General features: G+C 76.6%; 27 protein-coding genes. 9 read left to right on the forward strand and 18 right to left on the reverse strand.

The window, feature by feature from the left end:
* Positions 1-6: 6 nt before the first annotated feature.
* Positions 7-1,014 carry a cytochrome d ubiquinol oxidase subunit II gene (cydB, locus tag ACI8AK_RS02970; protein ID WP_387990705.1) on the reverse strand — a complete coding sequence of 336 codons (1,008 nt, stop codon included), beginning with the start codon at positions 1,012-1,014 and terminating at the stop codon, positions 7-9.
* A gap of 14 nt (positions 1,015-1,028) precedes the next feature.
* Complete coding sequence (locus ACI8AK_RS02975) at positions 1,029-2,582, reverse strand: cytochrome ubiquinol oxidase subunit I (protein ID WP_456955074.1); 1,554 nt, start codon at positions 2,580-2,582, stop codon at positions 1,029-1,031.
* A 206-nt stretch (positions 2,583-2,788) separates the two neighbouring features.
* On the opposite strand from ACI8AK_RS02975, the gene ACI8AK_RS02980 reads away from it, so the two are divergent.
* Together ACI8AK_RS02980 and ACI8AK_RS02985 are read left to right on the forward strand one after the other, a co-directional pair.
* Positions 2,789-3,148 carry a BlaI/MecI/CopY family transcriptional regulator gene (locus tag ACI8AK_RS02980; protein ID WP_387990711.1) on the forward strand — a complete coding sequence of 120 codons (360 nt, stop codon included), beginning with the start codon at positions 2,789-2,791 and terminating at the stop codon, positions 3,146-3,148.
* 1 nt (position 3,149) lies between these two features.
* Positions 3,150-4,079, forward strand: coding sequence for a M56 family metallopeptidase (locus ACI8AK_RS02985; protein ID WP_387990714.1), 930 nt, complete (start codon positions 3,150-3,152; stop codon positions 4,077-4,079).
* A 21-nt stretch (positions 4,080-4,100) separates the two neighbouring features.
* Here ACI8AK_RS02985 and ACI8AK_RS02990 read toward each other — a convergent pair whose 3' ends face one another.
* The 7 genes from ACI8AK_RS02990 to ACI8AK_RS03020 all read right to left on the reverse strand — a co-directional run bounded on the left by ACI8AK_RS02990 (position 4,101) and on the right by ACI8AK_RS03020 (position 9,798).
* A complete protein-coding gene (locus ACI8AK_RS02990) occupies positions 4,101-5,000 on the reverse strand; it encodes an oxidoreductase (RefSeq protein ID WP_387990717.1) in 900 nt (299 codons plus the stop codon).
* On the reverse strand, positions 4,997-7,312 hold the full coding sequence (locus ACI8AK_RS02995; protein WP_456955075.1) for a heavy metal translocating P-type ATPase: 2,316 nt from the start codon (positions 7,310-7,312) through the stop codon (positions 4,997-4,999). Before ACI8AK_RS02995 ends, ACI8AK_RS02990 begins: the two co-directional genes overlap by 4 nt.
* Positions 7,309-8,190: a hypothetical protein gene (locus ACI8AK_RS03000; RefSeq protein WP_456955076.1), complete on the reverse strand. Its 882-nt coding sequence runs from the start codon at positions 8,188-8,190 to the stop codon at positions 7,309-7,311. The genes ACI8AK_RS02995 and ACI8AK_RS03000 overlap by 4 nt, the downstream gene beginning before the upstream one ends.
* 25 nt (positions 8,191-8,215) lie before the next feature.
* Positions 8,216-8,425: a heavy-metal-associated domain-containing protein gene (locus tag ACI8AK_RS03005; RefSeq protein ID WP_387990726.1), complete on the reverse strand. Its 210-nt coding sequence runs from the start codon at positions 8,423-8,425 to the stop codon at positions 8,216-8,218.
* Between the two features lie 28 nt (positions 8,426-8,453).
* Positions 8,454-8,765, reverse strand: coding sequence for a metal-sensitive transcriptional regulator (locus ACI8AK_RS03010; RefSeq protein ID WP_387990729.1), 312 nt, complete (start codon positions 8,763-8,765; stop codon positions 8,454-8,456).
* Positions 8,766-8,797: 32 nt separating this feature from the next.
* The gene (locus ACI8AK_RS03015) at positions 8,798-9,202 is read right to left on the reverse strand and encodes a helix-turn-helix domain-containing protein (RefSeq protein ID WP_456901811.1); all 405 of its coding nucleotides are present in this window, start codon (positions 9,200-9,202) and stop codon (positions 8,798-8,800) included.
* A 98-nt stretch (positions 9,203-9,300) separates the two neighbouring features.
* Positions 9,301-9,798, reverse strand: coding sequence for an Hsp20/alpha crystallin family protein (locus tag ACI8AK_RS03020; RefSeq protein ID WP_387990735.1), 498 nt, complete (start codon positions 9,796-9,798; stop codon positions 9,301-9,303).
* 164 nt (positions 9,799-9,962) lie between these two features.
* Here ACI8AK_RS03020 and ACI8AK_RS03025 point away from each other — a divergent pair, with 164 nt between their 5' ends.
* The 4 genes from ACI8AK_RS03025 (at position 9,963) to ACI8AK_RS03040 (ending at position 12,764) form a co-directional block, all read left to right on the forward strand.
* Positions 9,963-10,430, forward strand: a complete 468-nt coding sequence (locus ACI8AK_RS03025; RefSeq protein WP_387990737.1) for an STAS domain-containing protein — start codon at positions 9,963-9,965, stop codon at positions 10,428-10,430.
* A 63-nt stretch (positions 10,431-10,493) separates the two neighbouring features.
* Positions 10,494-11,762 (forward strand): YibE/F family protein, encoded by a 1,269-nt coding sequence (locus ACI8AK_RS03030; RefSeq protein WP_456901810.1) that lies wholly within the window; start codon positions 10,494-10,496, stop codon positions 11,760-11,762.
* Positions 11,759-12,445, forward strand: a complete 687-nt coding sequence (locus tag ACI8AK_RS03035) for a class I SAM-dependent methyltransferase (protein WP_456955077.1) — start codon at positions 11,759-11,761, stop codon at positions 12,443-12,445. Before ACI8AK_RS03030 ends, ACI8AK_RS03035 begins: the two co-directional genes overlap by 4 nt.
* Complete coding sequence (locus ACI8AK_RS03040; RefSeq protein ID WP_456901808.1) at positions 12,435-12,764, forward strand: TraR/DksA family transcriptional regulator; 330 nt, start codon at positions 12,435-12,437, stop codon at positions 12,762-12,764. The genes ACI8AK_RS03035 and ACI8AK_RS03040 overlap by 11 nt, the downstream gene beginning before the upstream one ends.
* Here ACI8AK_RS03040 and yczE read toward each other — a convergent pair.
* The 7 genes from yczE to ACI8AK_RS03075 all read right to left on the reverse strand — a co-directional run bounded on the left by yczE (position 12,748) and on the right by ACI8AK_RS03075 (position 18,988).
* On the reverse strand, positions 12,748-13,353 hold the full coding sequence (gene yczE, locus ACI8AK_RS03045) for a membrane protein YczE (RefSeq protein ID WP_387990748.1): 606 nt from the start codon (positions 13,351-13,353) through the stop codon (positions 12,748-12,750). The two genes, ACI8AK_RS03040 and yczE, sit on opposite strands and share 17 nt — an antisense overlap.
* Before the next feature lie 172 nt (positions 13,354-13,525).
* Complete coding sequence (locus ACI8AK_RS03050; RefSeq protein ID WP_456901807.1) at positions 13,526-14,047, reverse strand: DinB family protein; 522 nt, start codon at positions 14,045-14,047, stop codon at positions 13,526-13,528.
* 9 nt (positions 14,048-14,056) lie between these two features.
* Complete coding sequence (locus ACI8AK_RS03055) at positions 14,057-14,986, reverse strand: glycosyltransferase family 2 protein (protein ID WP_387990754.1); 930 nt, start codon at positions 14,984-14,986, stop codon at positions 14,057-14,059.
* Positions 14,983-15,801, reverse strand: coding sequence for a glycosyltransferase (locus tag ACI8AK_RS03060; protein ID WP_456955078.1), 819 nt, complete (start codon positions 15,799-15,801; stop codon positions 14,983-14,985). The genes ACI8AK_RS03055 and ACI8AK_RS03060 overlap by 4 nt, the downstream gene beginning before the upstream one ends.
* Positions 15,802-15,866: 65 nt before the next feature.
* Positions 15,867-16,901 carry a prenyltransferase gene (locus ACI8AK_RS03065; protein WP_456901804.1) on the reverse strand — a complete coding sequence of 345 codons (1,035 nt, stop codon included), beginning with the start codon at positions 16,899-16,901 and terminating at the stop codon, positions 15,867-15,869.
* A 37-nt stretch (positions 16,902-16,938) separates the two neighbouring features.
* Positions 16,939-17,700 (reverse strand): class I SAM-dependent methyltransferase, encoded by a 762-nt coding sequence (locus ACI8AK_RS03070; RefSeq protein ID WP_456955079.1) that lies wholly within the window; start codon positions 17,698-17,700, stop codon positions 16,939-16,941.
* 34 nt (positions 17,701-17,734) lie between these two features.
* On the reverse strand, positions 17,735-18,988 hold the full coding sequence (locus ACI8AK_RS03075; protein ID WP_456955080.1) for a glycosyltransferase family 4 protein: 1,254 nt from the start codon (positions 18,986-18,988) through the stop codon (positions 17,735-17,737).
* Positions 18,989-19,050: 62 nt separating this feature from the next.
* On the opposite strand from ACI8AK_RS03075, the gene ACI8AK_RS03080 reads away from it, so the two are divergent.
* The 3 genes from ACI8AK_RS03080 (at position 19,051) to ACI8AK_RS03090 (ending at position 21,421) form a co-directional block, all read left to right on the forward strand.
* Positions 19,051-19,344 carry a Dabb family protein gene (locus ACI8AK_RS03080; RefSeq protein ID WP_456955081.1) on the forward strand — a complete coding sequence of 98 codons (294 nt, stop codon included), beginning with the start codon at positions 19,051-19,053 and terminating at the stop codon, positions 19,342-19,344.
* Positions 19,345-19,398: 54 nt separating this feature from the next.
* The gene (locus ACI8AK_RS03085; protein WP_456955082.1) at positions 19,399-20,160 is read left to right on the forward strand and encodes a hypothetical protein; all 762 of its coding nucleotides are present in this window, start codon (positions 19,399-19,401) and stop codon (positions 20,158-20,160) included.
* 103 nt (positions 20,161-20,263) lie between these two features.
* Positions 20,264-21,421, forward strand: coding sequence for a DUF4192 domain-containing protein (locus tag ACI8AK_RS03090; RefSeq protein ID WP_456955083.1), 1,158 nt, complete (start codon positions 20,264-20,266; stop codon positions 21,419-21,421).
* A gap of 6 nt (positions 21,422-21,427) precedes the next feature.
* On the opposite strand, the gene ACI8AK_RS03095 is transcribed toward ACI8AK_RS03090, so the two are convergent.
* On the reverse strand, positions 21,428-23,509 hold the full coding sequence (locus ACI8AK_RS03095; protein ID WP_456955084.1) for a S9 family peptidase: 2,082 nt from the start codon (positions 23,507-23,509) through the stop codon (positions 21,428-21,430).
* 165 nt (positions 23,510-23,674) lie between these two features.
* Positions 23,675-24,382: a metal-dependent transcriptional regulator gene (locus ACI8AK_RS03100; protein ID WP_387990778.1), complete on the reverse strand. Its 708-nt coding sequence runs from the start codon at positions 24,380-24,382 to the stop codon at positions 23,675-23,677.
* Positions 24,383-24,515: the final 133 nt, after the last annotated feature.

The raw sequence follows: 24,515 nt of genomic DNA on the forward strand, positions 1-24,515 counted from the left end.
GGCTCCTCACGCGGCCACCGGCTCGGACTGCGGCTCGGCGGTCAGGCGCCGGCGGAACACCCAGTACGTCCAGGCCTGGTAGGCGAGCACCACCGGCAGGCCGACCGCGGCCACCCAGGTCATCACGGTGAGCGTGTAGTCGCTGACCGCGGCCTCGGCGACGGTGACGTCGAAGGCCGGGTCGACCGTCGAGGGCACCACCACCGGGTGGGCCGAGCCGAACAGCGTGGCCGCCGAGGCGAGCAGCACGGTGGCCCAGCCGGCGAAGGCCTGCCCCTCGCGGTCCAGCCGCACCCGGGTCCAGGTGACGACGACGGCGAGCGCGGCCACCAGCCACAGCGCGCCGGTGAGCGCCGTGCCCGAGCGCAGCTGCACCAGCCCGGCCCACACCAGCAGCGGCAGCGCGGCCAGCGGCGACCAGCGCAGCGCGAACGCCCGCGCCCGCAGCCGCACCGGGCCGTCGGTCTTGAGCGCGAGGAACAGCGCGCCGTGCACCAGCGAGTAGCCGACCACCGCGGCCGCGCCGAGCAGCGAGGACCAGCCCAGCCCGGCGAACGCGCCGCCGACCCGGGTGCCCGCCGCGTCGATCGGAAGGCCGAGCGTGGTGGCGGCCAGCGCCGCGCCCACGCCCGCCGCGGCCACCAGCGAGCCGCCGGTGATGACGCGGGTCCAGGTGGCGTCCCAGCGCGGGTCGTGCGAGCTGTGCCGCCACTCGAAGGCCACCGCCCGCACGATCAGGCCGAGCAGCACCAGGACGAAGGGCAGGTACAGCGCCGGCAGCCAGGTGGCGTACCAGCCGGGGAAGGCGGCGAACACCGCGCCGGCGGCGGTGATCAGCCAGACCTCGTTGCCGTCCCAGACCGGGCCGATGGTCCGCAGCATGAGGTGCTTGTCCGCGGTGCGGCGCCCGAGCACCGGCAGCAGCGCCGCGACGCCGAAGTCGAACCCCTCGAGCAGCAGGAAGCCGGTCCACAGCACCGCGACGGCGGCGAACCACAGGGTCTGCAGGTCCATGTCAGGCACTCCGGTCAGTACGCGAAGGAGAGGACGTCGTCGTCGGCCCGGTCGTCGCCCGGACGCGGGTCGTCGTCGTCCCTGCGGGACGACCCGACCGCCGGCGGGGTCGGCGTCGTGTCGCCGGTGGTGACGCCGCGGCGGACCAGCCGGACGAGCAGGAACAGCTCGACCACCGCGAGCGCGCCGTAGAGCAGGCCGAGGCTGATCAGCGAGGTCCAGACCTCGGCGGCGGTGACGCCGGGGGAGACGGCCTGGGCGGTGAAGAAGTACACCTGCTCGCCGACCGGGACGTCCGGGTTCGGGTAGACGACGAAGGGCTGGCGGCCCATCTCGGTGAACACCCACCCGGTCGCGTTGGCCACGAACGGCGCGCCGACGGCGAGCAGCGAGCCGTAGACCCCGATCCGCGACGTCGGCACCCGGCCGCGGCGGGTCGCCCACAGTGCGTAGGCCGCGACGCCGGCCGAGACCGCGCCCATGCCGATCATGAGCCGGAAGCTCCAGTACGTGACCGCCAGCACCGGCGTGTAGTCGATCGGCTGGCCGGCGCGGTCGCCGAAGGACGGGTCGTCGGGGTAGGTGGCGCCGTAGACCGCGGAGTACTCCTCCTGCAGCTCGTTCACGCCGGGGACGGCGGTCTCGAAGTCGCTGTGGGCGAGGAAGGAGAGCAGGCCGGGAACGGTCCAGCTGTGCACGTCGTCGCACTCGTTGGAGCCGAGCTTGCCCCAGGCGAAGACCGAGAACGGCGCGGGCGCCTCGGTCTCGCAGAGCGCCTCGGCGGAGCTCATCTTGAGCGGCTGCTGCGCGTACATGAGCTTGCCCTGCCAGTCGCCGGTGACGGCGACCAGGACGAACGCGGCCAGCGACACGTACCCGCCGAGCCGCACCGAGCGGCGCCACACCGAGTGGTCGACGTCGGTGGCGGGGGCGCCGGCCAGCTTGCGCCTGCGCAGCTGGTACAGGCCGATGCCGACGAGCAGGGCGCTGGCGACCATGAGCGCGGCGACGATCGCGTGGCTGAAGGCGGCCAGGGCGGTGTTGTTGGTGAGGACGGCGAGGAAGTCGACCTGCTGCGGGCGGCCGTCGTCGCCGACGGTGACGCCGACCGGGTGCTGCATCCACGAGTTGGCCGCGATGATGAAGTACGCGCTGACGATCGAGCCGATGACCGCGGCCCACAGCGCCGCCAGGTGCAGCTTCTTCGGGATGCGGCCCCAGCCGAAGATCCACAGGCCCAGGAAGGTCGACTCGAGGAAGAAGGCGAGCAGCGCCTCCATCGCCAGCAGCGAGCCGAACACGTCGCCGACGAAGCGCGAGTACTCGCTCCACGCCAGGCCGAACTGGAACTCCTGCACCAGGCCGGTGGCCACGCCGAGCACGAAGTTGACCAGGTAGACGCGGCCCCAGAACCGCGTCAGTCGCAGCCACTCCGGCTTGCCGGTGCGCACCCAGAGGGTGTGCATGACCGCCACCAGGATCCCGAGTCCGATGGTCAGCGGGACCATCAGGAAGTGGTAGACGGTCGTGATGCCGAACTGCCACCGGGCGATGTCGAGCACGTCCACGCGCGCCGCTCCTCGTCTGTGCCTTGCGCCGACACCTTCTTTCTACGCCTCGTAGAACTTATTTTCTACAACGTGTAGACGACCGGCGTGTGAGGTCGCGGACAGGCGGGGACCTCCCTCCGGAGGGGGCGGGGACCTGCGGCACGGCCGGCCGGCGGAGCACGTTCTACGCTGGGTAGAGAAGCCGGGCCGGGGGAGGAGTCGTCGTGGCGTCACTGGGAGACCTGGAGCGCACCGTCATGGACGTGCTGTGGGCGGCCGACGGGCCGGTCGCGGCGGCCGAGCTGCGCGACGCGCTGGCCGACCGCGAGCTGGCGCTCACCACCGTGCACACCGTGCTGTCCCGGCTGGAGGCCAAGGGCTTCGTCGAGCACGACGACGCCCGGCCGCGCCGCTTCCGGCCGCGGGCGAGCCGCGCCGACCACGCCGCCGAGCTCATGCACGAGGTCCTCGGCCAGGCCGGCGACCGGCAGGCGGTGCTCGCCCGGTTCGTCGGCGGCGTCGACCCGGAGGAGGCCCGCCTCCTGCGGCAGCTGCTCAGCGAGACGGCGCCGGACGCGCGCTGACGTGCTGCCCGCGACCGCCGCGGCGCTCGCGGTCCTCGCCGCCCTGCTGGCCTGGCCGGTGCCGGCGCTGCTCGGCCGTGCCCGGTGGCCCCGGCGCGATCCGCTGGTGGCGCTGGTCTGCTGGCAGGCGATCGGGCTGGCCGGTGGACTGTCGATCATCGGCGCGCTGCTCGTGCACGGGCTGGCGCCGTGGGGGCACTCGCTGCCGGAGGCCGGCTGGGCGGTGCTGACCGGGCACCCCGCCCGCGACCCGGTCCGGGGCGACCACTGGGTCACCCTCACCCTGGCCGGCGTCCTCGCCGCCGAGCTGCTCGGCGTCCTCGCGCTGTCGTGGGTGCGGACCGCGCGCACGCGGCGGCGGCACCGGGCGCTGCTGGAGCTGGTCGTGCAGCCGTCGCCGGCCGCCCCCGACGCCCGGCTGCTCGAGCACCCCGCGCCGGTGGCGTTCTGCATCCCCGGCGCCCGCCCGCTGCTGGTGCTGTCCTCGGGGATGGTCGCCGAGCTCGACGACGGGCAGCTGGCCGCCGTCGTCGCGCACGAGCGGGCGCACCTGGCCGAGCACCACCACCTCTACCTGCTGCCGTTCGTCGCGTGGGAGGCGGCGCTGCCGGTGCTGCCCGCGGCCGCCCGCGCGCACGCCGCGGTCCGCGAGCTGGTGGAGATGCGCGCCGACGACCGCGCGGTGACCTCGCTGGCCGGGCCCGACCCGCGGCGCACGCTGGCGCAGGCGATCGTCGTCACGGCCGGGGGAGCGGGCGGGGGCGTGCCGAGCGGCGCGCTGGCGGTGACCGGCGGCGCGGTCGCCGCCCGCGTGCTGCGGCTGGTCAGCCCGCCCGCCCCGCTGCCGGCCGCCGCCCGGGCCGTCGCCCTGCTCTGCGCCGGCCTGCTCCTGCTGGTCCCGACCGTCCTGCTCCTGCTCCCCGCCCTCTGAGGGGCGCCTCCGCGGAGGTGCTCAGGCCCGGGTGGGCAGCGTCGCGGGGAAGTCGACGCCGGTGAGCTCGGCCGACGCCGTCCACAGCCGGGCCGCCGTCGCGACGTCGCTCGCCGCGTTGGAGCGCCCCACGAGCGTCGGGGCGCCGCGGGTCTCCATCAGCTGCCCCGGGCCGGCGTAGCTGCCGCCGGGGAGGTCGGCGGTCGCGGCGAACAGCGTCGGCAGCGCGCCCTGCTCGGCGGACTGGGCGACCACCCGGTTGCCCAGCAGCGCGAACGCGTCCTTCAGCCGGTTGCCGGTGCGGCCCTGCAGGTTGGTGGCCGCCCAGCCCGGGTGCGCGGCCAGCGCCCGCACCGGCGAGCCGGCGGCGGTGAGCCGGCGCTGCAGCTCCAGGGTGAACAGCAGGTTGGCCAGCTTCGAGGCGCCGTAGGCGCGTTCGGCCGAGTAGCGCCGGGTCTGCCAGTCGAGGTCGGCGAGGTCGAGGCCGCCCATCCGGTGCGCCGTCGAGGCGACCGTCACCACCCGGTCGGTGAGGTGCGGCAGCAGCAGGTTGGTGAGCGCGAAGTGGCCGAGGTGGTTGGTGCCGAACTGCAGCTCGAAGCCGTCGGCGGTGCGACCCTGCGGCACCATCATGATCCCGGCGTTGTTCACGAGGACGTCGAGCGGACCGTCCCAGGCGTCGGCGAAGGCACGCACCGAGGCGAGGTCGGCGAGGTCGAGGGAGCGCGCCTCGACGTCGCCCGGCAGGCCGGCGGCGGCCGACTCGCCGCGGGCGGGGTCGCGCACGGCGAGCACGACGCGCGCGCCCCGCTCCGCGAGCGCCCGGGCGGTGGCCAGGCCCAGCCCGCTCGTGGCACCGGTGACGACGACGGTGCGCCCGGTCTGGTCGGGGATGTCGGCGGGGGTCCAGCTGCTCGTCATGCCGGGTCCAACGCGGCGGCGGGCGCCGGTGTGCCGGGCGGCACCGCGGAGATGTCGTTGCCCGGCAGCGGGCGGAACCGGCGCAGCCGCAGGCTGTTGGTGACGACGAAGACGGAGCTGAACGCCATCGCGGCCCCGGCGATCATCGGGTTGAGCAGCCCGGCCATCGCCAGCGGCAGCGCGGCGACGTTGTAGGCGAACGCCCAGAACAGGTTCCCCTTGATCACCGCGAGCGTGCGGCGGGCCAGCCGGACGGCGTCGGCGGCGGCGCGCAGGTCGCCGCGGACGAGGGTGAGGTCGCTGGCCTGGATGGCGACGTCGGTGCCGGTGCCCATCGCCAGCCCCAGGTCGGCCTGCGCCAGCGCCGCCGCGTCGTTGACGCCGTCGCCGACCATCGCCACCGTCGCGCCCTCGGCCTGCAGCCGCCGGACGACGTCGACCTTGTCCTGCGGCAGCACCTCGGCGACCACGTCGTCGACGCCGACCTCGGCGGCGACCGCGCGGGCGGCGGCGGCCGAGTCGCCGGTGAGCAGCACCGGCCGCAGCCCGAGCGCGCGGAACTGCCGCACGGCGGCCGCCGACGTCGGCTTGACGGTGTCGGCGACGACGAGCACGCCGCGCACGGCGCCCTCCCAGCCGACGGCGACCGCGGTGCGCCCGGCGGCGTCCGCGTCGGCGACCGCCGCGGCCAGCTCCGGGGGCAGCGGGCCCACCAGCGCGGGCCGGCCGACGACGACCGGCACGCCCTCGACGGTGCCCCGGACGCCCAGTCCGGCCTCGCTGCGGAACCCGGTGACGGCCGGCAGTGCGCCGGTGCGCTCGCGGGCGGCGGACGCCACGGCCGCGGCGATCGGGTGCTCGGAGGCGTCCTCCAGCGCGCCGGCCCGGCGCAGCACCTCGGCCGCGTCCTCGCCGTCGGCGGCGACGACGCCGGCCAGGCTCATCCGGCCGGTGGTGACGGTGCCGGTCTTGTCGAGCACGACGGTGTCGACCCGCCGCGTGGACTCCAGCACCTCCGGGCCGCGGACCAGGATGCCGAGCTGCGCGCCGCGGCCGGTGCCGACCATCAGCGCGGTCGGCGTGGCCAGCCCGAGGGCGCAGGGGCAGGCGATGATCAGCACGGCGACGGCGGCGGGGAACGCCCCGGCCACGCCGGCGCCGGTGCCGATCCAGAAGCCCAGGGTGGCCAGCGCCAGCGCGAGCACGACCGGCACGAACACCCCGGACACCCGGTCGGCCAGCCGCTGCACCTGCGCCTTGCCGTTCTGCGCCTCCTCGACCAGCCGCGCCATCTGCGCGAGCTGGGTGTCCGCGCCGACCCGGGTGGCCCGCACGACCAGCCGGCCGCCGGCGTTGACCGTGGCCCCGACGACGGCGTCGCCCGGGCCCACCTCCACCGGCACCGGCTCGCCGGTGAGCATCGAGGCGTCGACGGCGGAGGAGCCCTCCACGACCTCGCCGTCGGTGGCCACCCGCTCGCCGGGCCGGACGACGAACAGGTCGCCGGCGTGCAGCTGCTCCACCGGCACGCGCACCTCGGCGCCACCGTTGCGGAGGTCACCGCGCAGGACGGACACCTCGCGGGCGCCCATCTCCAGCAGCGCCCGCAGCGCCGACCCGGCCCGCCGCTTGGCGCGCGCCTCGGCGTAGCGGCCGGCCAGCAGGAAGGTGGTGACGCCCGCGGCGGCCTCGAGGTAGACGTCGCCGCTGCCGTCGCCGCGGGTGACGGCCAGCGAGAAGGGGTGCGTCATCCCGGGCTCGCCGGCGGTGCCGAGGAACAGCGCGTACAGCGACCAGCCGAACGCGGCGAGGGTGCCCAGCGAGACGAGGGTGTCCATGGTGGCCGCGCCGTGGCGGAGGTTGGTCCAGGCGGCGCGGTGGAACGGCCGGCCGCCCCACACGACCACGGGGGCGGCCAGCGTCAGCGAGGCCCACTGCCAGTACTCGAACTGCAGCGCCGGGACCATCCCGAGCAGCACGACCGGCAGGCTGAGCGCCGCGGAGACGAGCAGCCGCTGCCGCAGCCCGGCGTCCGGTGGGAGGGCCCCGTCCTCCTCACCCCTCGCGAGCTCGGGGCGAGCCTCGGGACGGGGCCGAACGGGGAGGGCGGCGGTGTAGCCGGCCTTCTGCACGGTCGCGACGAGGTCCTCGGGCGCGACGCCGTCGCCGAAGGTGACCCGGGCCTTCTCCGTCGCGTAGTTGACCGTGGCGGTCACGCCGTCGAGCCGGTTGAGCTTCTTCTCGATGCGGGCCGCGCAGGAGGCGCAGGTCATGCCGCCGATCGACAGCTCGATCTGCGTGGGGGTGGTCACGGGGCGCTCCGGGCGGTGAGGGAGAAGGCGGCGGTCCGGACGACGTCGCCGTGGCGGAAGTCGAGGAACAGGCGGTGCTCGCCGGCCGCGGGCACCTCGACGGCGAAGCGCACCTGCCCGCCGGCGTCCCCGGTGGGGTGGACGTGCAGGTAGCCGAGGTCCCCGGCGCGCAGCGCGACCAGGTGGCCGCGGGCGCCGAGGTGGGGCTGCAGGTCGGTCACCGGCACGCCGTCGCGGCTCACGGTGAGCACGACCCCGGACTCCCGGCCGGCCACCAGGCCGCCGTCGAGGGTGACGGTGTAGCCGTCCACCTCCGCGGTCGCCGCGGGGGCGGGCAGCGGCGCGGGCTCCCACGCGCCGCCGACGGCGAGGTCCGCGCCGAGCACGACGTCGCGCCCGAGGTCGGTGGGCGTGGCGTCGGCCAGCACCCGCCAGGCGCCGGGCTCGAGCGCGACCGTCGTCGTCCAGGTGCCGTCGGGGGACAGCTCGGGGTGCACGTGCTGGTAGCCGGTGAGGTCCCGGCGGACGACGACCAGGTGCAGGTCCTGCTCGTGCACGGTCTCGTAGGCGGTCACCGGGTCGCCGTCGGGCCCGAGCAGCCGGAACGACAGCGGGACGGCGGCCCCGGCGGGCAGGACGTCGTCGGCGAGGTCGAGGGTGTGGCCCTCGGCCGAGACGGCGAGCCCGGCGGGCAGGTCGTGCTCCTCGGCGGGAGCCGCCGCCGCGTGCCCGCCCTCGTCCGCGTGCTCCGCGGTGGCGTCCCCGGTGGCGGCCGGCGGTGCGCCCACCGGGCCGGCGAGGGCGCCCACGCCCCAGCCGGCGCCGAGGACGGCGGCCGCGGCGCCGAGCGTGGCGGCGACCCGGGTGGCGGTGCGCACGACGGCTCCCTCCCGACCGGCCGCGTCAGCGGCCGGCGACCTCGTAGCCGGCCTCCGCGACGGCGGCGCGCACGGCGGCGTCGTCGACGGGGGCGTCGCTGGTGACGGTCAGGCCGCCGCTGGCCAGGTCGACCTCGACGTCGGTGACGCCGGGGATCCCGCTGACCTCCTCGGTGACCGAGGCGACGCAGTGCTGGCAGGTCATGCCGGTGACGGTGTAGCTGGCGGTGCTCATGGCGGGGTCCTCCGGGTGGGGGTGGGGATCAGGAACGGACGAGCCGGGCGATCGCGGCGGAGGCCTCGCGGACCTTCGCGTCGGCCTCCGGGCCGCCGGTGGCGACGGCCTCGGCGACGCAGTGCGACAGGTGCTCCTCGAGCAGGCTCAGCGCCACCGACTGCAGCGCGGAGGTCATCGCCGAGACCTGGGTGAGGATGTCGATGCAGTACTTCTCGTCCTCGACCATGCGCTGCAGCCCGCGGGCCTGGCCCTCGATGCGGCGCAGCCGCTTCAGGTGGTCGTCCTTGCGGTGGATGTAGCCGTGGACGTGGCCGGGGGCGCTCTCCGAGTCGGTCACGCGGACGACTGTACCCCTACCCCCAGGGGGTATCAACTCCCGTCCTGCTCCGGCTCCTCCGGGCGGCCGGCGCGCAGGCGGGCGACGGTCTCGCGCAGCCGCACGGTGTCCGCGCGCGCGTCGGCGAGCTCGTCCTGCAGGCCGAGGATGACCTCGGCGGAGGCGAGCGTGTGGCCGTCGTCGAGGAGGCCGCGCAGCCGCGCGGCGAGGACGAGCTGGTGGCGCGAGTAGCGCCGGTGGCCGCCGGGGGAGCGGTGCGGCTGCAGGACCCCGGAGCCGTCGAGGCTGCGCAGGAAGGCGGCCTGGACACCGAGCAGCGCGGCGGCCTGGCTCATCGTGAGCGCCGGGAAGTCGGGGTCGTCGAGCCGGCGCACGGCGTCGGCCGCCGGGTCGGCCTGCTGCGGCTCGCCCTGCCGGCGGTCGTCGGGGCCGGCCACGGGACCTCCTCCTCCCTGCGGTGCCGGGGCCCGACGGGCCCCGGATGTGGCGCGGGGGCCGGGCCGTACCGGCCCGGCCCCCGCGGACGGGACGCCGATCAGCTCTCGACGGCCCGGGTCTCGCCCTGGGCGGGCTCCTGCTCGCCCTCGATGGTCCGGCTCTCCACCGCGGCCGGCACGTCGGCGCGGGTCACGGTGATCTTGCGGGCGCGGGCCTTCTCCGCCACGGGGATGCTCACGGTGAGCACGCCGTCGTGGTAGCTGGCCTCCAGCCGGTCGGTGTCGAGGCTGCGGCCGAGGACCAGCTGCCGGGTGTAGGCGCCGTAGGGACGCTCGGCGACGGCCCACTCCGCGCCCTCCAGCTGCGGGACGGAGCGCTCGGCGCTGACGGTGAGCGTCGTGCCCTCGATCGACAGGTCGATCGAGCCCGGGTCCACGCCGGGCAGGTCGAAGTGGGCGACGAACTTGTCACCGACGCGGTAGGCGTCCATCGGCATGCCCGACAGGGCGCGGGCGGTGCCGGGGCGGCCGGTGAGCTGGTCCAGCGCGCGGAAGGCGGCGGACGTGGCGGCGAACGGGTCGTACGCGGTCAGCATGGCTGGTGAACCTCCTGGGAGATCCGGTGTGGAGTTCGCTGCCCGGGGATGAACCTCCAGTGGCAACTGGAGATTACCTCGACCGGACACCCTTGTAAACGTCTCTCGTCGGCTATTGTTCCCGGCCGCGCATGGACCGCGGGCAACGGGGGCAGACCCCGGGCATGGACGAGCACCGAGAGACCGGTGGACCCGCGGCCGAGGACCCCGGCGCCGCGCCCCACGAGGGCGAGCCCCAGGTCGACGCCCGGCTCGACGGCGACGTCAGCTGCATCACCGTGACCGGTGAGCTCACCGAGGCCGCCCGCCGGCCGCTGGTCCGCGTGGTCACCGACCAGCTGCTGTCGGTGCCCACGCTCTCGCGGGTGGAGCTGGAGCTGAGCGGCGTCTCCTACATGAACTCCGCCGGGATGGCCGTCCTCGTGCAGCTGCAGCGGATGACCCAGCCGCGGGCGGTCACCGTCGCGCTGGTCGAGCCGCCGGCCGCGGTCGCGCGGCCGCTGCAGCTGACCGGCCTGTGGCGCCGCTTCGAGGTGGTGGGCGAGGGCGCCGGACCGGCCGACGCCGGCGGCGCGCCGCCGTCGGGGGGTCCCTCGCGGCGCCCGGACGGGCCGGACGGCCGCAGCGCCTGACCGGCGCCGCGCGACCGCGGTGTCGGGCGGTCCCGGGCCGGGGGCTGCTCCTAGCCTGGCCGGGTGCCGCCCCACACCCACAGCCACGGGCCCGACCCCGACGCGCCCCCGCCGAGCCCGGAGACGCTGACCCGGCGACGCCGCGCGGTCACGCTGATGCTCCTGCTGCTCGTGCCGGTCGGGCTGGCCACCGTGGTCGGCCTGGTCGCGCTCTGGCCCGGCGGCGAGCCGACCCGCGCCGAGCAGGTCGCGGCCACCTTCCTCCCGGCGGGGACCACCTACGCCGACGCGCGGGTGGTCTCGCTGCAGACGCTGCCCTGCGGTGAGGCCGGGACCGGGCAGGCCACGTGCGCCACCGCCGTCGTCGAGGTGCTCGAGGGCGACGGCGCGGGGGACTACCAGCAGGTCGACCTGTCGGCCGAGGTGGTCGCCAACGGGGTGGGCGAGGGCGACACCCTCGTGCTCACCCGCGACCCCGGCGCCGAGGGCGGCCCGGACTACCAGTTCGCCGACTTCGAGCGGACCACGCCGATCGTCGTCCTCGCGGTGGCGTTCGCCCTCGTCGTCGGGGCGGTCGCGCGGCTGCGCGGGCTCGCCGCGCTGGTCGGCCTCGCCTTCGCGTTCTTCGTGCTGCTGCGGTTCGTGCTGCCGGCGCTGCTGGAGGGGTCCTCGCCGACGCTGGTCAGCCTGGTCGGCTCGGCGGCGATCATGTTCGTCGTCCTGTACCTCGCGCACGGCTTCTCCGCCCGGACGACGACGGCGCTGGTGGGCACCCTGTTCGGCCTGGCGCTGGTGACCGTGCTGGGGTCGGTGGCCGTCGACGTCGCGCGGCTGACCGGGCTCACCAGCGAGGAGACCATCCAGCTGCTGACGTTCGACCCGACGCTGGACTTCTCCGGCCTGGTGATCGCCGGGGTCGTCGTCGCCGGCCTCGGCGTGCTCAACGACGTCACGATCACCCAGGCCTCGGCGATCTGGCAGCTCAACGAGGTCGACCCGGCGATGGGGTGGCGGCAGCTGTACCGCCGCGGCATGGCCGTCGGCCGCGACCACATCGCCTCCACCGTCTACACGATCGTCTTCGCCTACGCGGGGGCCGCGCTGCCGCTGCTGCTGCTGTTCGAGGTCTACACGCAGCCCGCCGGCGTCACGCTCACCAGCGCCGCGGTGGCCGAGGAGGTCATCCGCACGCTGGTCGGCGCGATCGCGCTGGTGCTGGCGGTCCCGGTGACGACGGCGGTCGGCGCGTTCTTCGCGACCGCGGCCGGGACGGCGGCCGGCGCGGCCCCGGAGCGACGCCTGTCGGGCCTGCGTGCGAGGTTCGCCCGGTGAACACGCGCACCGACCGGCCCCGTCCAGAGGCTCGCGCCGAGCTCGCGAGGCGGGAGGAGGACGGGGTCCTTCGACTACTGGCGGCCGCCGAGGCCGCACCCGGGTTCATGCCGGCCGACGAGGGCCGCGCCCTCTACGAGGCCGCCCGCGCGGTGGCGGTGCCCGGCCCGCTGCTGGAGATCGGCTCGTGGATGGGCAAGTCGGCGCTGTACCTCGCCGCCGCGGCGCGGGAGACCGGCCGGCAGGTGGTCACCGTCGACCACCACCGCGGGTCCGAGGAGCACCAGCCCGGCTGGGAGTACCACGACCCGTCGCTGGTCGACCCCGCCGTCGGGCGCATCGACACCCTGCCGCGGTTCCGCCGCACGATCGCCGACGCGGGAGCCGAGGACGTCGTCGTCGCCGTCGTCGCGCGGTCGGAGGTGCTCGCGCCGCTGTGGACGACCCCGCTGGCACTGCTGTTCCTCGACGGCAGCCACACCGAGGAGTCCGCGCGCCGCGACCAGGACGCCTGGGTGGACAAGCTCGCCGTCGGCGGCACGCTGGCCATCCACGACGTCTTCCCCGACCCCGCCGACGGCGGCCAGGCACCCTTCGGCGTGTACCGCCGGGTGCTCGCGTCCGGGGACTTCGAGGAGCTGCCGGGCACCGGCTCGCTGCGGCTGCTGCGCCGTGTCCGCTGACGCGCTGGGCGCCGAGCGGGCGGCCGCCCAGGCGCAGATCGAGGCGCTCACCCGCCAGTTCGACGAGATCGTCGCCGCGTCGCGGGCGTCCAACGCCGACGACGAGCACGACCCGGAGGGCGCCACCATCGCCTTCGAGCGGCAGCAGGTGGCGGCGCTGCTGGAGCAGGCGCGCCGCCGGCTGGCCGACGTCGACGCCGCCGTCACCGCCGTCGAGGCCGGCACCTACGGCCGCTGCGAGACCTGCAGCGGGCCGATCGCGCCCGAGCGCCTGGCCGCCCGGCCCACCGCCCGCACCTGCATCAGCTGCGCGCGCTGACCTCCGCTCGCACCGACAGGCGGGGCAGCAGCAGCTGGGTGAGCGGGCCGATGGCGAGGGCGTAGGCGACGGTGGCGACGCCGAGGGTGCCGCCGAGCACCCACCCGGTCGCGACGACGGCGACCTCGATCGTGGTGCGCACGAGCCGCACCGACCCGCCGGTGCGCCGCACGAGCCCCGTCATCAGCCCGTCCCGCGGGCCCGGCCCCAGGTGCACCCCGACGTAGGCGGCCGTGGCGACGGCGTTGAGGACGATGCCCGACACCGCGAACGCCGCCTGCGCCGCCAGGTGCGACGGCGCGGGCAGGACGGCGAGCGTGCCGTCGACGGCGACGCCGATGACGACGACGTTGCTCACCGTGCCGATCCCCGGCCGCTCCCGCAGCGGGATCCACGCGAGCAGGACCAGCGCACCCACGACCACGGTGACCAGCCCGAGCGACCAGCCCAGCCGCTGCGCGAGGCCCTGGTGCAGCACGTCCCACGGCGTGACCCCGAGCGAGGACCGCACCAGCAGGGCCATCGACGCCCCGTACAGCGCGAGGCCGGCGTAGAGCTGGACGAGGCGGCGCGGGAGACGGGCCGACACGGGAACCGGACGGTGCTGCAACACGACCGCCACTCTGCTGCGCGCCCGGCCCGGCTCCTACGGGCCAATCGCCCGGATTGGCCTGGTCCCGGGGCGCCCGTCGTCGACCTGGTGCCGCCTCAGCGGGGCCGAGACAGCAGCAGGTCGACACCGGGCGCCGGAGCGCCGGCGCTCACTCGCCGGTGACGCCGTCCAGGGCCTCGCGGATCAGGTCGGCGTGGCCGTTGTGCCGGGCGTACTCCTCGACCAGGTGCACCAGGATCCAGCGCAGGGAGAACTCGTCGTCACGGCCCCACGGCCGGTCCGCGGTGTCCAGCGGCAGCCGGCCGACGACCGACCGCACCGCCTCCGCGACCGCCCGCCACGTCGCCCACGCCGCCTCGACGTCGGCCGCCGTGACGGTCGCGGGGTCCACCCGGAACTGCTCGTCGCGGTCCCGCACCACGTCGGGCCAGAGGTCGAACGGCAGCCCGCCGAACCCGACCAGCCAGCCGGCCTCCACCGCGGCCAGGTGCCGGACCATCCCCAGCAGGGTCAGCTCCGACGTCGGCACCGCCCGGGTCGCCAGCTGCCGCGGCGTCAGCTCCGCGCACTTCCACTCCAGCGTCTGCCGCTGGTACTCGAGGAAACCCAGGACGGTGGCCGTCTCCTCCGCCACCAGCGGCGGGTCGGTGCGGTGGTCCGGCGGCGTCACGGGGTCCCCTCAGCTGACGTAGCGGCGGGCGGTGGAGCGGCGCTGGGCGGCGTCGAGCGCGGCGAACCGGGCCTCCGCGTGCGGCGGCAGGACCCGCCGCTCGCGCACCAGCCAGGGGATCCCGCGGACGGCGGCCCACAGCCCCTGCGCGGTCACCCGGTCCCGCGGCAGCGTGGCCAGCAGGTGCACGGTGCGCCGCAGCGCCGGGCGCAGCGGGCGCCGCAGCCACGTCGTCCAGAGGGTGTTGCGGATGCCGTCGCGCCGGCGGCGGTGCCCGTCGCGGGCCTTCGACGCCTGGTGGTGCACGGTCAGCTCGGGCAGGTAGCACAGCTCCCAGCCGGCGGCGGCGAGGTCGCCGGCCATGAGCTCCTCCTCCCCGCCCAGCCACAGCCGCTCGCTGAAGCCGCCGACCTCGAGGAACGCCTCCCGCCGGACGACGCTCGCGCCGGCGAGGAAGGACCCGAGCGCCGGGCCGGGCAGCCAGCCGGCGCCGGGGACGGGGGAGTCGCGCAGCTCCGGCACGATCGGGTCCTCCCGGCCGCCGGGCTCGACCAGGATCCGCGCGGTCACCACGGCCAGCCGCGGGTGCGCGTCGAGGACGTCGGCCGCCGTCCGCAGCGACCCCGGGTCCCACCAGGTGTCGTCGTCGCAGAAGGCCACGTACGGCGTGTCCAGCCGGCCGACGCCGACGTTGCGGCCGATCGCGCCCAGGTTCTCCGGGCTGGCGACGAGCTCCACGGCGGGGAAGCGCCGGGCGATCGCCTCCGCGGTCCCGTCGGTGGAGCCGTTGTCGACGACCACCACGTGCGGCCGCTCGGGCAGCGCCCGCAGCCGGGACAGCGCCCCGAGCACCTCGTCGCGGCGCTGGTGGGTGATCACGACGACGGCGACCCGCGGGTCGCTCCCGATCTCCTGCGGCCGTGCGGCGGTGGCCGTCACGCGGCGTCCCCGGCCAGCAGGCGCAGGTCGGCCAGGACCTGGGCGGGCAGCCGGCGACGGCGGCGCAGCGCGGCGGGCAGGTCCGGCAGCGCCCGCCGCATCCCCTGCCGCCCGGGCGCCCCGGCCCGCAGCGCGGCGCCCACGGTGCGGGCGACGTCGCGCAGCGGCAGCCGCATCACCGCGGTGAGCAGCTTCGAGCGCCAGATCGCGGCCTGCCGCGCGGCGGGGTCGGACCGCCGGACCGAGGGGTGGTGGTGCACGGTCACCGAGTCCACGTAGGCGATGTCCCAGCCGGCGGCGGCCAGGTCCAGCGACAGCCGCTCCTCCTCGCCGGGGAAGCGCACCACCGGGTCGAAGCCGCCGACGGACAGGAACGCCTCGGTGCGCACCATCGCCGCGCACGCGATGAAGCCGAGCAGCCGCGGTCCGGGCAGGTGCGCCGGGGTGCCGAGGGGGCTCGCGGCCAGCTCCGGGCACAGCGGGTCCAGCCGCTCCTCCGGGCCGACGAGGACCCGCGCGTTGAGCACCGCCAGCCGCGGGTGCGCGCGCATGACCGCCGCGGCGCGGGCGAGGTCGCCGGGCGCCCACCACGAGTCGTCGTCGGCGAAGGCCACGAACTCGCTGCCCGCGTGCCCGGCGCCGATCGTGCGGGCGTGGGCCCCGGCGTTCTCGACCAGCGGCAGCACGGTCACCTGCGGCAGCGCGGCGCGGACGGCGTCGACGGTCCCGTCGGTGGAGCCGTTGTCCACCAGCACGACCGGCGCCTCGTGGCGCGGGAGCGTGGCCAGCAGGTCCGCGCGCCGGTCGCGGCTCATCACGACGACGCTGACGCCGTCGGGGGTGGGGGTGCGGGGGGTGCGGGGCCGTACCGACGTGCGCGTCACGCGGAGGCACTGCCCGGCAGCGTCGCTGCCGAACCGGCGTCCTCGGTGCCCGGCGCGGGCAGCGCCGCCGGGTCGGCGAACAACCCGCAGGCGGGTGTGGCGCCGGCCAGCGCGTCCGCGGCGAGCACCACCGCCGCCGCGGTCCACGTCGTCCGCTCGACCGGCCAGCGCGCGTCGTCGGGGTAGACGAAGCCGGTCCAGTAGGAGCCGTCGTCGTGGCGCAGGTGCTGCATGGCCGCCACCTGCTCCAGGGCGGCCTCCGGCTGCCCGGCGACGACGAGCGCCAGCGCCAGCTCGCAGGTCTCCGCGCCGGTCACCCACGGGCGGTCGGCCACGCAGCGGGCGCCCAGGCCCGGGACGACGAAGCGGTCCCAGTCCGCCGCCAGCCGGGCGCGGGCGGGCCCGCCGGTGACCGCGCCGGCCAGCACCGGGTAGTACCAGTCCATCGACCAGCGGGAGCGGTCGGCGAAGGCGGCGGGCTCGGTGCGCAGCGCCGTGCCGAGGCCGGTGACCGCCAGCTCCCAGTCCGGCTGCGACTGCCCGGCCAGCTCCGCCAGCGCGATGCCGCAGCGCAGCGCCTGGAACAGGCTGGCGTTGCCGGTGAGCAGCGCGACGTCGTCCGGCGTGCCGTCGGGCCGCAGCGCCCACCCGATGGCGCCGGAGGCCAGCTGCATGTCCACGACGAGGTCCAGGCCGCGGCGGACGGCCGGCCACAGCTCGCGGACCAGTCGCTCGTCGCCGCTGGCCAGCCACGTGTGCCACGCCCCGACGGCGAGGTAGCCGGCGTGGTTGCTCTCGACGGCGGGCTGGGTCTCGGCGCCGTCGCGGTACTCGGCGGCCCAGGAGCCGTCCGGGCGCTGCCGGGCGGCCAGCCAGCGGTAGGCCGCCGCCGCCCGCGCGTGCTCCCCGCCGACGTCGAGGGCCATCGCCGCCTCGACCGAGTCCCACGGGTCCAGCTGCCCCCCGCGGAACCACGGCAGCGACCCGTCGCGGCCCTGCTCGGCGGCGATGGCGGACACGGTGCGCCGCACGGCGGCCCCGTCGAGGACGCCGGGCAGCTCGGGCAGCTCAGCGGACCGCAGCGGTCTTCTCCCGCTCCGGGCGGGCGCCCGCCGCCGGCACCCGGGGCTTGTCCGCGTAGACCACGAGGCTCTTGCCGATCAGCGGGTCGAGCACCCTCTCGGCGAGCCGGGTCACCCACGGCCGCCTCGTCAGGTCCCACACCAGCAGCCGGTGGTAGGCCCGGACGACGGCGGCGTCCCGGTCCACCCCGACGGCGCACTTGAGCCACCAGTAGGGCGCGTGCAGCGCGTGCGCGTGGTGGCTGCGCCCGGGCACCAGGCCCGCCACCGACAGCCGGGCGCGCAGCACGTCGCCGCGGTAGATGCGGACGTGCCCGCCCTCGTTGGCGTGGTAGGCGTCCGACAGCGCCCAGCACACCCGCTCGGGGCCGTACCGCGGCACGGTGACGGCGACCCGCCCGCCCGGCTTGAGCACCCGGGCGATCTCGGTCATCGCGGTGCCGTCGTCGGGGATGTGCTCGAGCACCTCCGAGGCGATCACCCGGTCGACGCTGCCGTCGGGGAACGGGAGGTGCCGCAGGTCGCCGCGGACCACCTCGTGGTGCGCCCCGGCCGGTGCCTCGCCGGCCTCGGCGATCGCGCCCAGCCACCGCTTGGTCGTCTCCACCTCGGGCACGCCCCAGTCGACGGCGACCACGGACGCGCCGCGGCGGTAGGCCTCGAAGGCGTGCCGGCCCTCGCCGCAGCCGAGGTCCAGCACGGTCATGCCGGGGCGCAGGTCGAGCAGGTCGTAGGTGACGGTCAGCACGGACGGCCCTCCCGGTCGCGCGTCGGGCCCGGCGTCATCCGCGGCGCCCCTTCCGGTCCAGCACCCCGGCGTACCAGTCCGCGGTCCGCTCCGCGGTCGAGCGCCACGTGTAGGCGGCCAGCACCCGGCGGCGCCCGGCGCGACCGAGCTGCTCCTGCAGCGACGGCTTCTCGAGCACCAGCTTCAGCGCCGCCGTCAGCTCGTCGACGTCCCCGGCGCGCACCCGCAGGCCGGCCTGGGAGCCGACCACCTCCGGCAGCGCGCCGGCGTCGGTGGTGACCAGCGGCGTCCCGCAGGCCATGGCCTCGACCGCGGGCAGCGAGAAGCCCTCGTAGAGGGAGGGGATGGCGGCGACGGTGGCCGTCTGCAGCAGCCGCACCAGGTCGGCCTCGGGCAGCGGCCCGGTGAAGCGGACGGCGTCGCGCAGGCCGAGGCGGTCCAGCGCCGACTCGGCCGGACCGCCGGGCCGGGCGGTGCCGACGACGGTCAGCCGCACCGGCCGCTCGGTGCGCAGCTTGGCCACCGCCTCGAGCAGGTGGACCAGCCCCTTGAGCGGGACGTCCGCGCTGGTGGTGACGACGATCGAGTCGGCCTCGCGCGGCCGGTCGGCCGGCGGCGGGGTGAAGACGTCGGGGTCGATGCCGACGGGGATGACCTCGACGGCCGCGGCGGGGACGTGCAGGTGGGTCTCGATGTCGCGCCGCGAGCTCTCCGAGACGGTGGTGACCGCGTCCAGCCGGGGGGCCACGCGGGCCTGCATGGCGGTGAAGGCGTACCAGCGGCGCAGGGTCAGCCGGCGTCGCAGCGTGGGCGCGGCGGCGAGCTCGAGCTGCCGGTCGATGGCGACCGGGTGGTGCACCGTGGCCACGGTCGGGACGCCCGCGCGGACCAGCCGCAGCAGCCCGTAGCCCAGGCTCTGGTTGTCGTGCACGACGTCGAACTCGTGCGCGCGGGGGAGCAGCAGCCGGGCGGCGCGCAGCGTGAAGGTCAGCGGCTCGGGGAACGCCGCGGTGCACATCGCCGCCCACTCCAGGACGTCGATCCGGTCGCGGAACTCCGAGGGCCGCGGCGTCCGGAACGGGTCGGGCTCGCGGTAGAGGTCCAGGCTCGGCACCGGGGTGAGCGGGACGCCGTCGTCGAGCTCGGGATAGGGCTGGCCGGAGAGCACCTCGACGTCGTGGCCGAGGGCGGTGAGCTCGCGCGAGAGGGCCCGGACGTAGACGCCCTGGCCGCCGCCGTGCGGCTTGCTGCGGTACGACAGCAGTGCGATCCGCAGCCGTCGTCCCATGCGCCGGACCCTACCGACCCCGTCCGGTCCCCTTTCCGGGCCCGCCTGACAGGGTGACCGGCGTGATCCGACACGTCGTGCACTTCACCTGGTCCGACGCCGCCGACGACGCCCGGCGGGCCGAGACGGTGGCCGCGCTGCGCCGGCTGCCGGAGCAGGTGCCCGGGTCGCTGGCGTTCACCGTCGCCCCCGACGCCGGCCTGGTCGAGGGCAACGCGCACGCGGTCCTGGTCGCCGACTTCCCCGACGCCGATGCCTTCCGGCGCTACGCCACCGACCGGGTGCACCTCGCGGTCATCGCCGAGCACGTGCGCCCGTACCTGGCCGCCCGCAGCGCCGTCCAGTACGAGCTGTGACCCGATCGGGCGGCTGACCTGCGGTTCTGCCCGGTGCTGGATAGCGTCCGGCGCATGACCGGACGCCGCCCCGTCCTCGCCACCGCCGGCCTGCTCGCCGTCCCGCTGCTCGCGGCCTGCGGCGGGGAGGACGTCCGGGGCGCGGCCTCGCCCGCCTCCACCTCCTCGTCGTCCTCGGCCTCGGGTTCGTCCTCGGCGTCGCCGTCCTCGTCGTCGTCCGCTGGGACCGACCTCGCGCCCAGCCTGCTGCCGGCCGAGGCGTTCGGCGCGGGCGCGCAGGTCACCCCGCTGACCGAGGCCCAGCTCGCGCAGGGCGCGGCGGTGGCCGGCGGCACGGCCGAGGACCTGCAGGTGACCCCGCCGGAGTGCGGGCCCGCGGTGCAGGGCACCCAGCCGTCCTTCGACGAGTACGACGACGTCGCCGCGCAGGTCGCCGTCACCGGGACGGTCACCACCGTGCAGGCGCTGGCCTCCGGCGGCCCGGCCGAGGACGCGCTGGCCGGCTTCGGGCAGCAGCTCGACCGGTGCCGGGAGGTGCAGGTCAGCGCGCCGCAGGTCGGCACGGTCACCATCGCCTTCGCCGGGCTCGACGTCCCCGACCTCGGTGACGGCTCCGCCGGGGTCACCTACACGACCACGGTGACCGGGCCCGACGGGCAGCAGCTGACCGTGCCGGCGCTGGTCGGCGTGGTGCAGGACGGGGACCGGGTGGTCGTGCTGCTGACCACCGACACCTCCGGCGGGCGGCCCGACCCCACGGCGTTCACCGGCCTGCTCGAGCAGGCGTACGAGACGCAGGCCGAGGCCCTCGACTAGCCGGGACCGACACCCCCGGTCCCGGCCGTCCACAGGAGCGACCCCCTCCACAGGCACCCTGCGCGAGCCCAGCGAGGGCCCGTCCGGCCCCAGGGTCGGCCGGGTGGACCAACCCCCCATCCCCGTCATCCGGCTCGGCGACACCGGCGAGGTCGCCGCCGCCCTGCCCCACCTGCTCGGCTTCCACCCCGCCGAGTCGATCGTGCTGGTCGGCCTGCGCGGCCCGAACGGCAGCCGCGTCGGCCTCACCGTGCGCGCCGACCTCCCGCCGCCCGCCGCGGCCCGCGCGCTGGCGGTCACGCTGGCCGGGAAGGTGCTCACCGACGACCCCGTCGCGGTGCTGCTGGCGGTGGTGTCCGAGGTCCCCGACGTCGTGGCCCCCGACGTCGTGGCCCCCGACGTCATGGCCCCCGACGTCATGGTCCCCGACGTCATGGCCCCCGACGACCGGTCGGTCCCCGTCCTCCCGTCCGGGCCGGGGGAGCCGGCCCCGGAGCTCCCGCACCGCGACCTGGTGCACGAGCTCGTGCTCGCCCTCGACGCCCGGGACGTGCCGGTGCGCGAGGCGCTGCTGGTCCGGTCGGGCCGCTGGTGGGACTACGACTGCCCGTACCCGTGCTGCGAGCCCGGCTCCGGGACGCCGCTGCCCGCCGGCGCCAGCCCGCTGGCCGCCGCGGCGGTGGCCGGCGGCGCGGTCCTGGCCGCCGACCGCGCCGCGCTCGCCGCGCGGATCACCCCGCCCGACGGCGACCCGGCGGCGCCCGCGATGGCGGCGGCCTGCCTGGCGGAGGGCCGCGAGCACGCCGCCCGGCTCCAGGCGCTCGGCCGGGACGTGGTCGCCGCGGAGGCCGGCGCGGCGATCGCCGCGGCCCTGGCCGACTGCCGGCCCGGACCGGCCACCGCGGCCACCCGGCTCGCCGACGCCCGGGTGGCCCGGGTGCTGTGGGGGCTCACCGTCCCCGACGTCCGCGACCGCGCGCTCGGTCTCGCGCTGGGCGAGGACGCCGCGGCCGCCGAGGTGCTGTGGACCGAGTGCACCCGCCGCGCGCCGGTACCGCTCGACGGGCCGCCGGCCACGCTGCTCGCGGTCAGCGCCTGGCTGCGCGGCGACGGCGCCACGGCCAACGTGGCCCTGGACCGCGCGCTGGCCGCGGACCCGGACGCCCGGCTGCCCCGGCTGCTCGCCGACGGCCTGGCGCAGTGCCTGCCGCCCGCCCAGCTGCGCGTGCTGATCAGCAGCACCCTCGAGGAGGCCGGGTGAGCGGGCTCAGACGAGCTCGGGGCGCTGCCACCCCTGCCCGAGGACGTGCTCGGCGAGGAAGGCGATCACCGTCTCGTACCAGACCGTCGCGTTCCCGGGCGTGAGCACCCAGTGGTTCTCGTCCGGGAAGTACAGGAACCTCGACGGGACGCCGCGCTTCTGCAGGTCGTACCAGAGCCGCAGGCCCTCGCCGATCGGCACGCGGTAGTCCTTGTCGCCGTGGATCACCAGCACCGGCGTGCGGATGGCGTCGGCGAACCGGTGCGGGGAGTTCTGCTCGTAGCGCTTGGGCTCGACCAGCGGCGCGCCCCACTCCCGCTCCCAGTAGTAGGCGGCGTCCGTGGTGCCGATGAACGAGTCGAGGTCCCACAGGCTCGCGTGGGTGACGATCGCCCGGAAACGGTCGGTCTGGGTGGCCACCCAGTTGGCCATGTAGCCGCCGAAAGAGCCGCCCATCGCCGCGGTTCGCTCCGCGTCCACCTCGGGCCGCTCGAGGGCGGCGTCCACGGCGGTCATCAGGTCGGTGTAGGGCGCACCGCCCCACTCGCCCCAGCCGCGGCGGACGAAGTCCTGGCCGAACCCCTGCGACAGCGCCGGGTTGGGCAGCAGGACGGCGTAGCCGCGGGCGGCCATCACCCACGGGCACCAGCGCCACGACCAAGAGTTCCAGCTCATCAGCGGCCCGCCGTGGATCCACAGCAGCAGCGGCGCCGGGTCCTCGGCGCTCGCACCCTCGGGCAGCACCAGCCACGACTGCACCTCGGCGCCGTCGGCGGCAGTGGCGCGCACCTCGTGCAGGGTGCCGGGCAGCGGCCCGAGCGCGCCGGGGGCGGGCAGCGGCTCGGGGTGCTGGCCGGTGGCGCGCGGGTCCAGGCGCACCGGCGCCGGCGGCTCGTCGTAGGCCGAGCGCAGCGCGAACAGGGCGCTGCCGTCGCGGGCCACCCGCAGGTCGCTGTAGGCGCCGTCGGCGGTCAGCCGGACCGGGGCGCCGCCGGTGAGCTCCACCCGGAACAGCGCGTGCCGGCCGTCGTCGTCGGCGAGGAAGTAGACGGCGTCGCCCTCGGCACTGAACTGCGGGGCGCTGGGCCACCGGTCGAAGTCCGGGGTCAGGTCGCGGGCGTCCCCGGAGGCGACGTCGACCAGCAGCAGCGTGTAGTCCGGCGGCTCGGCGTAGGTGGTCATCGACTCGCGCACGCAGACCACCCAGGCGCCGTCGGGGGAGAACGCGGCGGCGTACACGTCGGCCAGCGGGTCGTCGACCAGGACCCGGCCGTCACCGGTCGCGGTCTCGACGAGGACCAGCCGGTCGCGCCGGCCGGCCGGGCCGTCGGCGACGGAGTCCACGCGCACCAGCAGCCGGCCGTCGGGCGAGAGGGCCACCGCCTCCCCGGCGCCGAGCGGCGGGAGGGCGTCGGGCGTGAGGTCGCGCAGCGGCACCGGCCCGGCCGGCTCGCCGGCGGGGTCCTCCGCGGGCAGCGCGCCGGCCCAGAACAGGTGCGGGGCCGCCGGCCCGAGGTCGCTGTCCCAGTACCGGACGGGATAGGCCTCGTGCAGCACCGCCGACACCCCGGCGTCGGTGCGGGCCTTGCGGCGCTGTCCGTCCTCGTCCGCGTCGGCAGCGCCGGGCATGGTCGAGGCCACGACGACGACCTCACCGCTGTCGGCCGACACGGCGAACCCGCCTACGCCGCCGGGCCGGGTCACCACCGGCCGGGCCTCCCCGCCGCCGGGCGGCAGCGCCCACAGCGCCGGCTTCGGGTCGCCGCCGTCCTTGCCGGCGGCGGGGTCGGGGCGGGCCGAGAGGAACAGCAGCGTGCCGTCCGGGGCGAACGCCGGCGCCGCCTCCCCGGGCGCGCTGCGGGTCAGCCGGCGCGGCGGGCGGTGCCCGTCGGGGTCGACGTCCCACAGCGCCGAGACCCACTTCTTCCGGTCGGCGTCGAGGGTCTGCACCGAGACCGCCAGCCGGCCGTCGTGGGCCAGCGCCAGGCCGGTCACCCGCGGGATCGCGACGAAGTCGGCCAGCCGGGCGAACGGGTGCGCCGGATCGGGATCGGGAGCGGTCTCGGGCACGGCGTCGGACGGGCTCACCGGGGCTCCTCGCGGGGACGACGGGACGGTGCCGCCCACCGTAACCAGCAGCGCCCGGCCCCCCACCGGAGCGGGGGACCGGGCGCCGGGCTCGGTGACGTGCTGGAACGGCCCCGCTGCGGGCCCCGCGCCGAGCCCGCGAGGCGTGGGGGCGGCGGGGTCCTCTCAGAGCTGGGCGGCGGCCTCGACCGGGGTCAGGTCCTCGTCCATGGCCGAGACGAACAGGTGCTGGGCCACGCCCTGCGGCAGCGGGTGCCCGTCGAGGCTGATCGTGCCGTTCACCGACTGCGCCACCATCGTGGCGCCGGGTCGGATGCCCTGGTCGGCGAGCTGCCGGAGCAGCGCGGCGTCCTCCTGGAGCTGCTCGCTGATCCGCCGGATGGTCACCTGCCGGCCCTCGGCGGTCGCGGTGTTCGACAGCAGCGTCAGGGCGTCGAGGACGGCCGAGGTCTCCCCGCCGAGCGCGTCCAGGCCCGGGATCGGGTTGCCGAAGGGCGAGACCGTCGGGTTGCCCAGCAGGGACAGCAGCCGGCGCTCCACCGCCTCGCTCATGACGTGCTCCCAGCGGCAGGCCTCCTCGTGGACCTCGGCGTAGTCCAGGCCGATGACGTCGACGAGCAGGCACTCGGCCAGCCGGTGCTTGCGCATGACCGCGGTGGCGAGGGCGCGTCCGGTCTCCGACAGCTGCAGGTGGCGGTCGCCCTCGACGGTCAGCAGGCCGTCGCGCTCCATGCGGGCCACGGTCTGGGACACCGTCGGGCCGCTCTGGTGCAGCCGCTCGGCGATGCGCGCCCGCAGCGGGACGATGCCCTCCTCCTCCAGCTCGAAGATCGTGCGGAGGTACATCTCGGTGGTGTCGATGAGGTCGTTCACTGGCACTCCTCCGTGTCGGACCCGATCGTACGGTGCGCTGCGCCCCGTTCCGGGGATCGCGGACGGGGTTCCCGGGCGGGCGACCGAGGCCACGGCCGCGGTGCCGTGGAGGGGACGGCCGGAGGGCGCGGCG

Source organism: Geodermatophilus sp. SYSU D00867 (assembly GCF_054050315.1).